Genomic DNA, 12750 nt, shown 5'->3' on the forward strand with positions numbered 1-12750 from the left:
GTCAGTGCGTTAGCACGCTCTTAACGATTTCGGTGCATTTCGGACATCTTTGTCACCACGAAGTTCAGAAAACTGCCCTTTCCGGACGGACACTAGTTAATAATATGATTCTCGGTATTAATATGAATGCTGTGGCCGAAGGACTTAAATTAGGGAACCACTATAAATTGCCTCAAGAAGAGTTATTCAGCCTGTTAAAAGTTAGTACCGGTGATAGCTGGGTAGTCAGAAACTGGAGCGATGTTTCAAGATGGACAGCAGAAACTGCCTTAGCTGTTTTACTTAAAGACTTGAAAGCGACGTTCAACGAGGGGCTTCAACACAATATATCTTTACCATTCAATGCCCTGTCAGCCACGCAATTATTTAATTCTATGGAAAAAGAGAAGCCCGATGCCAAATAATCAAGTCAAGTTGCCTTAAGAAAAAGGGGGCCAGAAATGTCAAACACAACTATCCAGGACCGCGCCGCCGGTGCAATAATGGGCGCTTTCATCGGCGATGCGCTGGGACTACTGACAGGCCGGGTTCAGGGGGCCGTTCATCAACTTCACCTTTGACACGGATGGATGTCTATACATTGTCGATACTTTAACGTGCTCAAATTAAAGTTAGGTGTGGGTAGCGTTCGCATATCTCATTTAGTGGGAGGGGGATGGATTCTCACCTGGAAGGTGGATTACTGACATTTCAAAGTTGAGGAGGGGCTATGGATATTGAGTACAGATACACCCAGGATTTTGAACAGAACCAACTGCATGACCTTTTTCTTTCCGTCCAGTGGTCTTCTGGGCAATACCCTGACAAATTGCAGATTGCCATGAAAAATTCTGATTGTGTTATTTCGGCATGGCATGGCGATATGTTGGTCGGACTCATAAACGCACTTTCCGACGGTGTTATGACAGCCTACTTTCACTATTTACTAGTGCATCCCGAGTACCAGGCCAAGGGCGTAGGAAAGCAACTCGCCTCTCTCGCTCTGGGTAAGTATAACGACTACGCTCGTAAAGTACTTATTGCCTATGATAAAGAAGTAGGATTCTACCAAGGATTAGGATTCGAGATCGGCACAGGAAAAACTCCGATGTTCGTCACCTTCTTGACAACATGAAACTTGAATACCGCGTGTCTTATTTTTTCAAATAGCAGAGAAGGGTCATCGCCAAGCGCGATTTTCAACCGACATCGTAGACACTGTCCGTGCGATGAGGCTGCCAAGACGGGGCGAGGCGACCCCCGCCCGCCCGTCATGAGGTGGGCGAGGTGCGAAAAGGTAAGCGGTGATGCCTTAGACAAACCCCAACTCAACCCGCTTTCCAAAAACCTGGGCGATCTTTTCCAAAGTTTTGACCGTGGGATTGGCTTTGCGCGGGTTTTCGAGACGTTGATAAACCTGATACGAAATTTTGAGCTGGCGCGCTACTTCAACCTGTGGCCTGTCCGCACGCAAGGTGCGCAGCATGATAGCAACGGCTATATGCGGGGCAACCGGGATAGAGAATATGTCTTCGCCGGAAATATTTGAGGGGGAAGGAAGGGAAAAATTGCGCTCGAAATCAGACTCGATACAGCCGTTCAACGCCTCTTCTGCATTGACAAGAGCTTCCTTCAGGGTAGCTCCATAGGTTATGACGTTTTCGAGATCCGGAAAAGTGACCAAGTAGCTGTCGTCTTGCTGCTCAATATGCGCCGGATAAGCCAACATGATGTTTACTCCTTTATGCCTGCCTGCTTCAGGATGGCGTGCACAAGCCCTTTAGGCCGGTCGGTCGAACCGTGAATCGGAATGGGAATTGACCTAAACCATAATATGATGACTGGCCGAGACGCGATCGAGCAACCAGCCTTGTTCTTCGAGATACTTTTTGAGTTGTTTGCCGGTCATGACGGATTCTATACAACCTATATGATGCATGTCATGGTGGGAATTGGGGTAGCGCACAAAGGAGAAATGACATGACTACACCAGCAAAGAACACGGTTTGCCTTTGGTACGACGGCGATGCGGAGGAGGCGGCGCAGTTTTACGCCAAGACGTTTCCCGATTCATCGGTCGATGCGGTGCACCTTGCACCGGGTGACTATCCGTCCGGGAAGAAGGGGGATGTGTTGACGGTGGAGTTTACCGTGATGGGAATTCCTTGCCTCGGGCTCAATGGCGGACCGGAGGTCAAACACAACTGGGCATTCTCGTTCCAGGTCGCGACCGTTGACCAGGAAGAAACCGATCGTTACTGGAACGCCATCGTAGGCAACGGCGGGGCAGAGAATGTGTGCGGCTGGTGCCAGGACAAGTGGGGGGTGTCCTGGCAGATTACACCGATTGTCCTGACCAGCGCGATAACGGATCCCGATACCGCTGCCGCCAAGCGTGCGTTCGATGCGATGATGCAGATGACCAAGATAGACGTCGCTAAAATAGAGGCGGCGGTTAAAGAACCAATTGACGATTGACAATTGACAATTGACAACTGAAAGGCAATTGACCATTGACAAATGGAACCATAGGGGAAAGAGGCACACCACTGAGGAACCACTGAGGAACCACAGAGGAAAAACCAAAAAAGGGGACGGACGATGCATGATGCATCTGCCTGTCCCCTTTGTTTTTAAAGCTTTATCAGGCGTTTCTTAAAGGTTCTTCTTCGCGTTGCTATGAACCTGTGGTTCGCCTGGGAAAGGTCTGGACTTTCCTGCTTCTGTTTTCCTCTGTGCCCCTCTGTGGTGAGTGACTTTCGATTTATGCCACCGAGGCTTTGATGTCGGCTACCAGGTTGGCTACTTCGGCGGTATCGGTGTCCCAGGAGCACATGAACCTGGCGCCGCCGGACCCTATGAAGGTGTAGAAGTGCCAGCCGCGACCGCGCAGCGCCTCCAGCGCCTCGGGCGCCATCTCCAGGAAGACGGAGTTCGCCTGGCTCGGGAACATGACCCGCACCTGCGGTATCTTCCTGATCTCGTTTTCCAAAAGCCTCGCGCAGTTATTGGCGTGCGCCGCGTTCTTTAGCCAGGCGCCGCTTTCCAGCATGCCGATCCAGGGGGCGGTGAGAAAGCGCATCTTGGAGGCGAGCTGTCCCGCCTGCTTGCAGCGGTAGTCGAACTCGAAGGCGAGCTCCTTGTTGAAGAAGACTACCGCCTCGCCTATGGCAAAACCGTTCTTGGTCCCCCCGAAGGTGAGGACGTCGACCCCGGCCTGCCAGCTGATCTCTTTCGGGGCGACGTTCAAAGACGCTACTGCGTTCGCGAAGCGTGCGCCGTCCATATGCACCCGCAACGAGTGCTTCTTGGCCAGTTCCCCAATCGCCTGCAGTTCCTGCACGCTGTAAAGCGTCCCCAGCTCGGTGGCCTGGGTGATGCTTAACGCTTTCGGCTTGGGGTAGTGGATGTCGGTGCGCTTGTGGATGGTGTGCTCAACCGCATCGAGGTCGATCTTGCCGTTTTCTCCCGGAACCAGCAGCACCTTGGTGCCGTTGGAGAAGAACTCGGAGGCGCCGCACTCGTCGGTCTCTATGTGCGCCATCTCGTGGCAGACGATGGAGTGGTAGGACTGGCACAAGGAGGCAAGGGCGAGCGAGTTGGCTGCGGTGCCGTTGAAGACGAAGAAGACTTCGCAGTCGGTCTCGAACAGTTCGCGGATCTTTTCGCAGGCTTCGGCGGTCCAATAATCGTCGCCATAGGAGCTGGCCATGCCGCGATTGGCCTCCGCCATCGCCGCCCAGGCTTCGTTGCATATCCCTGCATAGTTGTCGCTGGCAAAATGGTGCTTCAGCTCGCTGTGTCCGCTATGATTTTTCTCGTTCATCTTTTTCCTCGCCTGTCAGTTATCGGTGTGGTGCCAACCAAAAAAGCATTTTTACAGGGATAAAGGGGATGGAAGGGATAAAACCCAAAACAGTTTCTGGTTTAAGCAGTACAGTTTTTGTTTTAGCAGTTATCCCCTGTATCCCATTCATCTCTGTATGAGTGTTTTTAGCATTATTATACGGGCAAAATTATGTCAACCGTATAAGTCCCTATCCTTCAGCGACAACGGCGGCCGATTCAGCTTCTTCTTTCCCCTCGTCCGGCAGCAGCTCGGACACGATCATCCCTGCGAAAATCAGCGCCGCCCCCGTCATCCCGAAAAAGCCCAGCCGCTCGCCTGCGGCGTAATAGGCGTAGCCGGCAGCGAATACCGGCTCGGTGCAGAAGATAAGGGCGGTGTGGGCCGGACTGATGAACTTCTGCATGGTAGTCTGCACCAGGAAGGCGAAGACGGTGGCGATCAGCACGCATACCACCAGGGTCCAGAAAAGATCGGGATGCCAGACGAAAACCTCCTTGCCGCGCGCCGTAGCCGTTGCCAGGCTCAAGAGTCCGACCACGGTGAGTTGCAGCGTGGTCAGAAGGTAGACGTCGCTCGATGCCTGCCTGGAAAAGTGGCTGGTATAGAGAAGATGCAGCGCCACGCAGGCGCCGCAGACGGCGGCAAGGATGTCGCCGTAGTTAAAACTGAGGCTGCCGTTGCCGCAGAGGAGAAAAAGCCCGGGCGTCGCAAGAGCCACGCCCCAGCGGATGCCGGGGCCTGCAGGCAACCTGAAGAGGAGCGCGCCGAACAGGGGGACCAGCACCACGTTCAGACCGGTAAGAAAGCCGGTGTTAGATGCGCTGGTGTACTGCAGCGCCATGGTCTGAAAGGCGTAGGAAGCAAAAAGCAGAATGCCTAGCACGCAACCGCTTAAGAGAAGGCGGGCGTTTAATCTATTAGCGCGTGCAAAGGCAAGAGGAAGCATGACTGTGGAAGCAATTAAAAATCTTTGTGAAAGAAAAACAAAGACATCAACCTGACTGATTGCATCTTTTACTATGGTAAAAGTTACTCCCCAGAAGAACGTCGTTATCAGAAGCAGTATACCTGCCTGAATTTTTTTCACGGATTTCAACGTTGTTTGACCTCATAAAACCTTGATTTCACTTAATTGTGGTATGACAACTTAACATGAGCTTTCAAACGGTGCAACTGCTTATTTATTAAGTGGTTGACAAGAGACGATTTTATCTTTAAAAGTATGCGCGAAAATGTTAAAGGTGTGTTCTGTTTAATATTAAAGGGAACCAAGGAGGAAGTATGAAAGCTATTCGTATCATGGCAGCCGTTGTGGCATTCGCAGGTCTTTGTTTTGCCTCTGCAGCCCTGGCCGCACCGAAAACCGTAACCGTCGCCACCGACGCGACCTGGCCCCCGATGGAATTTGTGGATGCCAACAAGAAGATCGTCGGTTTCGATATCGACTTCATGAACGCTGTCGCCAAAGAGGCGGGTTTCCAGGCCTCCTTCAAGAACACTGCCTGGGACGGCATCTTCGCCGGCATCGCCGCCGGCCAGTACGACGCCATCATCTCCTCAGTCACCATCACCGACGAGCGCAAGGCGAAGTTCGACTTCACCGTTCCCTACATCAGCATCGGCCAGATTCTGGTGGTACCCAAAGCCGAGAAGGGGACGAAGATCGGCGATCTGAAGGGCAAGAAAATCGGCGCCCAGATCGGCACTACCGGTGCCATGGAGATCAAGAAGGTCGCCGGCGTGGAACTGAAGACCTATGACGAAGTAGGTCTCGCTTTCGAGGACATGGCAGCCGGGCGCATCTCCGGTGTCGTCTGCGATCAGCCGACCGCCGTCACCTACGCGCTGGACAAGAAGGAGTACAGCAACAAGTTCAAGATCGTGGGCCAGCCCTTCACCAAAGAGGCTTACGGCATCGTGGTCAAAAAGGGTAACAAGGTGCTGGTGGACCAGCTGAACAAGGGAATCGCGGCAGTGCAGAAGAAAAAGATAGACCAGCAGATCAAGAAGAAGTGGCACCTTAAGTAGTGCACGATTGGCTCCTGCAGGAGCGGCACGCAATGGCGCTGACCCCGCCGAAGCCCCCTGCAGGAGCTGTTTTTTGGCCCGACGACGTATACGGAAAAGTTGAAAAATCAAAGTTGAGCCGGCATGTTAGCCCGGCCAGGACGGTATGAAAAACTGATGAGCATTGATGCAAAAAAGCAGATCATCGACGTCGGGGACGGCGCAGCCATCCCCCGCAAAAGCGACCGCGGGCTCTTCACCGCGTGGCGCATAGCCTTCTTCGGGGCCATCGGCACCCTGATTTATCTGGTACAGACAAAACCTGACCCGTACCTCAACATTCTCAAGTTCGTTCCCGACGGCATACTGGTTACTTTCCAGGTGACCCTCGGGGCGATACTTTTAGCCATCGTTTTCGGCCTTTTCACCGGCCTGGGGAGGATCTCCAAGAACCGTTTCTTCAACGGCGCAGCGTCTCTCTACGTAGAGATCATCCGGGGCATCCCACTTTTGGTGCAGATCTTCTACATCTACTACGCCCTCGGGCGCTTCGTGCAGGTCCCCCCGATCCTTTCCGCCATAATCGCCATGGCTGTCTGCTACGGCGCTTACATGGGCGAGGTGGTGCGGGCCGGGATCGAGTCGATCCACAAGGGGCAGAGGGAAGCAGCGCTTTCGCTCGGCATGAACGGGCGCCAGACCATGATCCACGTCATCCTGCCGCAGGCCGTGAAGGTGATCCTGCCCCCCGTGGGCAACGAGTTCATCGCGCTTTTGAAGGATTCTTCGCTCGTTTCCATCATCGCCGTTGCGGATCTTTTGCGCCGCGGCCGCGAATTCGCCTCCGAGTCTTTCACCTATTTCGAGACCTACACGGTCATAGCGCTGATTTACCTGATCATCACCTTATTCTTATCGAAGATCATCGGCGTCATGGAGGAGCGTGTCAGTGTCAACAAGTAAGCGCAGAAAGATGGTTGAGGCGACCGAGATCGTCAAGATCTACGGTTCTTTCCGGGCACTGGACCGGGTTTCCCTGGACATTTTCGACGGCGAGAAGGTGGTCATCATCGGCCCCTCAGGATCCGGCAAGTCGACGCTGCTTCGATCCATCAACAGGCTCGAGGAGATCGACCGGGGCAAGATGATCGTGGACGGCATGGATATCATGGACCCCAAGACCGACATCACCAAGGTGCGCGAGGAGGTGGGAATGGTGTTCCAGTCGTTCAACCTCTTTCCCCACAAGACGGTGCTGGAGAACCTCACCTTGGCGCAGACCGTGGTCAGGAAGCGTTCGAAGTTCGAGTCGGAAGAAAAGGCGATGATGCTCCTGGAGAAAGTCGGGCTGGTGGCAAAAGCCAAGGCATACCCGGGGAATCTCTCGGGCGGCCAGCAGCAGCGCGTGGCTATCGCCCGCTCGCTCGCCATGGATCCGAAGATGCTCCTTTTCGATGAGCCGACCTCGGCGCTCGACCCCGAGATGATAGGTGAGGTTTTGGACGTCATGAAGGATCTCGCCAAGGATGGGATGACCATGGCGGTGGTAACGCACGAGATGGGGTTTGCCCGCGAGGTGGCGGACCGGGTGATCTTCATGGACGCCGGGAGGATCGTGGAAGAGGGGACGCCGGAGCATTTCTTCACTGCACCTTCCCACGAACGGGCGAAGTTGTTCTTAAGCCAGATACTGTAGCCGCCGCCGCGGCGCTCTAGGGCGCCATGGCGGCGCATAATTTGTTTCTATTCCAGTTGAATGGAAAGGTGGTGGTCGTTTTCCCCCGGGTTAACTAGCAGGCCAGTTGTACCAGCAGGACATGCAATTAACTTAAAAGAGGAGGATGTTAAATGAAGAAGCAGAACAAAAAGCTTTTGGTGGCAGCAATTGCAGCAGCTCTGTCCGCAGCGTCCGCAGTACCCGCCCTGGCACTGGAGAACCAGTTCAACGGCGCCTTCACCGCGTACTATGACAACTCCAACTTCACTTCCAGTGGCGTTGTGCAGAAGGACGCACCCAGCACCAACTATTTCGTGCAGCGGGTTCGTTTGGGCTACACTGCCAAGGCTGACGACCACGTCAAACTGGTCACCAAGTTCGAATTCGACTACAACTACTGGGGTAACAGCTCCTACACCGTCGGCCGCGGTACCGGCGGCGCTATCGGGGCAGACTCCGTCAATATGGAAACCAAGCACCTCTATCTCGATCTTACCTATCCGCAGCTCAACACCAAGATCGGTATGATGCCGTACAACGATTCCTTCAAAGGTCTGATATTCGACGCCGACATGGCCGGCATCCTTCTCTCCCACGATTACTCCAATGCAAATATTTCCGCAGGTTTCTTCCGCCTGATGGACTCCAACAAAATCGGCGCGCAGGATAACACCCGCCTGGGCAGAAACACCAACGACATGTTCACCCTGGACGGCAAGTACAGCGTCTCCAAGGACCTGACCGTAGGTGCTGCCTACTACTACATCAGTGACGACAGCAATGACTTCAGTGCCTCCACCAATCAGAACGCCAAGGTTCACAACCTTGGTGTCAACGCTGCCGGCAACGTCGGCCCGATTGCCCTGAACGGCTTCTTCTTGAAGCAGTTCGGCGACCTCTCCAAGAACACCGACGCCAAAGGCTACTCCTTTAACGTCGGCGCGAAGATGCCCCTGGCTGGTGGCACCCTGCGTTCCGAGTTCCTCTACGTAAGCGGCGGCAAAGATGCATTCTACGTCACTCACAGCGAGCCCGGCTTCACCGAAGGTGGCCAGTTTTACGACGCAGAGATGATCATGCTGGGCCGCGACAAGTACGCGACCACGATCGATAACGCCCTCATCTATGACGTCAACAACTTCAACGAAGGCGTCATCATGGGCACCGTCGGTTATGACTACACCTTCAACGACAAGGTTTCCGGCAGCGCTAACGTTGGCTTCGCCGCCATCGCCGACGACGCAAACGGCGCTGCAGCTCGTAACGCTTTCTATGGAGGGACTCTCACCAGGGGCAACGGCGACTACCTCGGTACCGAGGTTAACGCTGAAGCTTACTACAAGCTGACTGCTAACGTGACTTTGGGCGCTCGCGCAGGCTACGTGTTCGTGGGCGATTACTTCGCCAACAATGTAGACAACCTGTACGACGCCAAGCTCATTGCCAAGTACAACTTCTAAGACGCATAAGATCTTCCCCGGTGCTCTCTGTACCGGGGAAGATAAATTGCGTCTGTGTCTGTCTTGACAATCAAGTAGTGACAATTAGAATCAGTTGACGTGTGAGTCTTGTCTTTACAATGTGAACGACATCCAAAGGAGGTAGTCTGCATGAGCTTTAAGAAGATCAGCGCATTGCTCTTGGTAGCGATGCTGGCAGCCGGCGCATTCGGCTGCAAGAAGAAGGAAGAGGCCGCAGCCCCGGCTGCAGGAGCCGCCAAACCGGCAGGCAACACCGTGAAGATCGGTTTCCTCGGCGCTCTCACCGGCGACGTGGCCATGTTCGGCAAGCCGACCCTCGAAGGTATGAAGATGGCTGCTGCTGAAATCAACGCAGGCGGCGGCATTCTCGGCAAGCAGATCGAGATCGTCGAGGCCGACAACCGCGGCGACAAGCAGGAAGGCGCCTCGGTCACCCAGAAATTCATCTCCCGCGACAACGTGACCGCCATCGTCGGCGACCCGACCACCGGCATCACCAAGGTTGCCGCTCCCATCGCGCAGAAGGCAGGCGTGGTGCTGCTCTCCGCCGGCGCCACCGGCCCGGGCGTGGTTGAAGTGGGCGATTACATCTTCCGCGACACCCTGCTCGACTCCATCGCTATTCCGGCCTGCATCCAGTACTTCGCGAAGGACCTCGGCTTCAAGAAGGTCGCCATCATCACTTCCGACAACAACGACTACTCGGTCGGCCTTTCCCAGACCTTCCGCGATGCCGCTGCCAAGGTTCCCTCGATCAAGATCGTAGCCGACGAGAAGGTGAAGGACGGCGACAAGGACTTCTCCGCTCAGATCACCAACATCAAGGCTAAGAAACCCGACGTCATCCTCTTCTCCGGTTACTACACCGAGGGCGCTCTCATCATGAAAGAGGCGCGCAAGCAGGGTCTCAAGTCTCCGATGTTCGGGGGCGACGGACTCTTCTCGCCTAAATTCATCGAGCTTGGCGGCCCCGCAGTCGAGGGCTCCATGTCCGCTCTGGGCTTCTCCACCGAGCAGGCTTCCCCTGCGACCGCGAAATTCATCGAGGCGTTCAAGGCGAAGCACAACGGCGAACTCCCGGGCCTCTTCGACGCCCAAGGCTACGACGCAGTGATGCTCCTGGCCGACTCCATGAAGCGCGCCAACAGCGTAGAAGCCAAGGTTTTCAAGGATGCCCTTGCCAAGACCAAAGGCTTCGAAGGCGTTTCCGGCACCATCAGCATGCAGGCCAACCGCGAGCCGATCAAGAGCCCGCTCTCCCTTCTCTTCGTGAAGGACGGCAAGTTCGTGCTGAAGGCAAAAGTCCCCGTCAAAATGGACTAAGGCCTGAACCCCGCAGTACCAGCGGCCCCTGTTTCGACAGGGGCCGCTTTTTTTTAAGTCTTAAAACCAAACCATTGGCACGGAGAACATCTGAGAAAGTCTGAGAAAATCGCAAGTCGGAGACAACATTGGGAGAAGCGACACCGCTGAGACTGCGCTCTTACTCAATGCCTGCTTCCTGCTTCTCTCAGATTTTATCCCTGGCTTACGGTTTGCCCCTTGACAAGGACAAGGGGAAAAATTATATTACATACCGTTAAAGGGGAGTAGTTATCGGCCGGAGAAATGGCCGACCCGGTTTCCGTCAATACGGTCTTAGGACCCGGAGCCGGGGCAGATATCCTGTCAACAAGACCTTTATCCAGGCATTATGTGTCGCGGGTAAAGGTTTTTTTTATTTGCCCGGTGACAAAACGGTCCCAACAGCGGACTTACTACAATCGTCGAGGTAAATATTATGCAAAGACTCAAGACAACCTTCCTACTGGCTCTCCTCACCGTTCTCATGGTCACCATGGGAAGCGCGCTGGGCGGCAGGACCGGCATGGTGACCGCCTTCGTCCTGGCGCTCGGCATGAACTTCTTCTCCTACTGGTTCTCCGACAAAATCGTCCTAAAAATGTACGGCGCTCAGGAGATCGGGGAGCACGACCACCCCATGTTCTACAACATGGTGCGCCACCTGGCCGCCCGTGCGGGCCTTCCTATGCCCAAGGTCTATATCATCCCCTCGGACAGCCCCAATGCCTTCGCCACCGGGCGAAACCCTGAGCATGCCGCGGTCGCGGCGACTGAAGGGATCCTGCGCATCCTCTCCCCGGAAGAACTGGAGGGGGTGATGGCGCATGAGCTCGCCCACGTGCAAAACCGCGACATCCTGGTCGGCACCATCGCGGCCACCTTCGCCGGCGCCATCTCCATGATCGGCAACATGCTCCAGTGGGGCGCCATGTTCGGGGCAGGGCGGGGCGACGACGAAGAGGGGGGCGGTATGGGGGGGCTGGTCGGCTCTCTCGCCATGGCCATCATCGCGCCCATCGCCGCCATGCTGATCCAGATGGCGGTTTCCCGCTCGCGTGAGTACCTGGCAGATGCTTCGGGGGCACAAATCTGCGGCCGCCCCCTGGCGCTGGCCTCTGCGCTCAGGAGACTCCACATGGCGTCGCAGGCGCTTCCGATGCAGGAGGCGCGACCCGCCACCGCCCACATGTTCATCGTCAACCCGCTTACAGGCGGCGGCATCGCATCGCTTTTCTCGACCCATCCCCCCATGGAGGAGCGGATAGCGAGGCTCGAACAGATGGCGAGATAGTAGGTTCTTGCTCTGTCCCCCCTCCCGACCTCCCCCCGCTGGGGGGAGGTCAGGAGGGGGGACAGACGCGGCAGCGGCAGGCTCGGCTGGAACTGGACTTTTACTTACTTATAAGGAGAACGTTTAATGGAATGGATTTCCGACCCGCAGGTCTGGCTGGCACTGGTTACACTGAGCGCCCTTGAGATAGTGCTGGGGATAGACAACATCATCTTCATTTCGATTCAGGCCAGCAAGCTCCCGGCCCACCAGCAGGAAAAGGCGAGGCTTACCGGTCTTGGCTTGGCGATGTTCATCAGGGTGGCGCTTCTTTTTTCGCTTTCCTGGCTCATGGGGCTTACCGATCCGCTCTTTTCGGTCCTCAACAACGAGATCTCCGGCCGCGATCTCATCCTCATCTCGGGAGGCTTGTTCCTCATCTGGAAGAGCACCATGGAGATCCACGAGAAACTGGAGGGAGAGGAGGTGGTTGCCTCCGCCAAGGTGGGAGCGACCTTCGGGGCGGTTCTGGTGCAAATCCTGCTGCTGGATATCGTTTTTTCGCTCGACTCCATCATCACCGCCATCGGCATGGCGAGCCAGCTCTTCATCATGATCGCCGCGGTGGTGATCGCCGTCGGCTTCATGATGCTCTTCTCCGGCAAGATCAGCGCTTTCGTGGAAAAGCATCCCACCATCAAGATGCTGGCGCTGAGCTTCCTGCTCATGATCGGCATCGCCTTGATCGGGGACGGGTTGGACATGCACATCCCCAAAGGGTACATCTACTTCGCCATGGCCTTTTCGGTGATGGTCGAGATGCTCAACCTGAGGATGCGCAGAGGCACGCCGGTCAAACTGCACGAACCGCACCTCGACTCCGAGAAGTAGCCGGAGCTTGCTCGGGCTCCCCCTCTGAGACGGGAAAGAATCGCGTCGCTTTGGATTGCGACAGTGCGAAGCGGAGCTTCTAATGCCTTGCGTTCCCAAGCTGGAGCTTAGGAACGAGAAAAAACGGAGCTTGGGAACCAGAAAAGGTTCCGGGGGACAATCGAGACGACTGCGTGATAGTCGAAATAAATGCTTTGCCCGTGAAAGGGGA

At 55.3% G+C, this 12750-nt stretch carries 13 protein-coding genes; 10 read left to right on the forward strand and 3 right to left on the reverse strand.

Features of this window, described 5'->3' with window-relative positions:
• On the forward strand, positions 1 to 404 hold a 404-nt coding region (locus K419_RS23160; protein WP_156912209.1), incomplete at its 5' end, for an NAD-binding protein.
• A gap of 305 nt (positions 405 to 709) precedes the next feature.
• On the forward strand, positions 710 to 1114 hold the full coding sequence (locus tag K419_RS0111870; RefSeq protein ID WP_026841786.1) for a GNAT family N-acetyltransferase: 405 nt from the start codon (positions 710 to 712) through the stop codon (positions 1112 to 1114).
• Between the two features lie 177 nt (positions 1115 to 1291).
• On the opposite strand, the gene K419_RS0111875 is transcribed toward K419_RS0111870, so the two are convergent.
• On the reverse strand, positions 1292 to 1708 hold the full coding sequence (locus K419_RS0111875; protein WP_026841787.1) for a type II toxin-antitoxin system HicB family antitoxin: 417 nt from the start codon (positions 1706 to 1708) through the stop codon (positions 1292 to 1294).
• 251 nt (positions 1709 to 1959) lie between these two features.
• On the opposite strand from K419_RS0111875, the gene K419_RS0111885 reads away from it, so the two are divergent.
• Entirely contained in the window at positions 1960 to 2457 is a 498-nt protein-coding gene (locus tag K419_RS0111885) for a VOC family protein (RefSeq protein ID WP_026841788.1), read from the forward strand.
• A gap of 286 nt (positions 2458 to 2743) precedes the next feature.
• On the opposite strand, the gene K419_RS0111890 is transcribed toward K419_RS0111885, so the two are convergent.
• On the reverse strand, positions 2744 to 3805 hold the full coding sequence (locus K419_RS0111890; protein WP_051293007.1) for a threonine aldolase family protein: 1062 nt from the start codon (positions 3803 to 3805) through the stop codon (positions 2744 to 2746).
• Positions 3806 to 4016: 211 nt separating this feature from the next.
• Positions 4017 to 4916: a DMT family transporter gene (locus K419_RS0111895; RefSeq protein WP_226377692.1), complete on the reverse strand. Its 900-nt coding sequence runs from the start codon at positions 4914 to 4916 to the stop codon at positions 4017 to 4019.
• A gap of 194 nt (positions 4917 to 5110) precedes the next feature.
• Here K419_RS0111895 and K419_RS0111900 point away from each other — a divergent pair, with 194 nt between their 5' ends.
• The 7 genes from K419_RS0111900 to K419_RS0111930 all read left to right on the forward strand — a co-directional run bounded on the left by K419_RS0111900 (position 5111) and on the right by K419_RS0111930 (position 12539).
• Complete coding sequence (locus K419_RS0111900; RefSeq protein ID WP_026841791.1) at positions 5111 to 5857, forward strand: basic amino acid ABC transporter substrate-binding protein; 747 nt, start codon at positions 5111 to 5113, stop codon at positions 5855 to 5857.
• 156 nt (positions 5858 to 6013) lie between these two features.
• Positions 6014 to 6799 (forward strand): amino acid ABC transporter permease, encoded by a 786-nt coding sequence (locus K419_RS0111905; RefSeq protein ID WP_026841792.1) that lies wholly within the window; start codon positions 6014 to 6016, stop codon positions 6797 to 6799.
• Positions 6786 to 7532 carry an amino acid ABC transporter ATP-binding protein gene (locus tag K419_RS0111910; RefSeq protein WP_035497202.1) on the forward strand — a complete coding sequence of 249 codons (747 nt, stop codon included), beginning with the start codon at positions 6786 to 6788 and terminating at the stop codon, positions 7530 to 7532. The genes K419_RS0111905 and K419_RS0111910 overlap by 14 nt, the downstream gene beginning before the upstream one ends.
• A 152-nt stretch (positions 7533 to 7684) precedes the next feature.
• The gene (locus tag K419_RS0111915) at positions 7685 to 9013 is read left to right on the forward strand and encodes a porin (RefSeq protein ID WP_026841794.1); all 1329 of its coding nucleotides are present in this window, start codon (positions 7685 to 7687) and stop codon (positions 9011 to 9013) included.
• Positions 9014 to 9163: 150 nt separating this feature from the next.
• On the forward strand, positions 9164 to 10357 hold the full coding sequence (locus tag K419_RS0111920; protein ID WP_026841795.1) for an ABC transporter substrate-binding protein: 1194 nt from the start codon (positions 9164 to 9166) through the stop codon (positions 10355 to 10357).
• A 457-nt stretch (positions 10358 to 10814) separates the two neighbouring features.
• Complete coding sequence (htpX, locus tag K419_RS0111925) at positions 10815 to 11669, forward strand: zinc metalloprotease HtpX (RefSeq protein ID WP_026841796.1); 855 nt, start codon at positions 10815 to 10817, stop codon at positions 11667 to 11669.
• 126 nt (positions 11670 to 11795) lie between these two features.
• Entirely contained in the window at positions 11796 to 12539 is a 744-nt protein-coding gene (locus K419_RS0111930) for a TerC family protein (protein WP_026841797.1), read from the forward strand.
• Positions 12540 to 12750 lie beyond the last annotated feature (211 nt).

It is taken from the genome of Citrifermentans bremense R1, assembly GCF_000426865.1.
Lineage (GTDB): Bacteria > Desulfobacterota > Desulfuromonadia > Geobacterales > Geobacteraceae > Geomonas > Geomonas bremensis.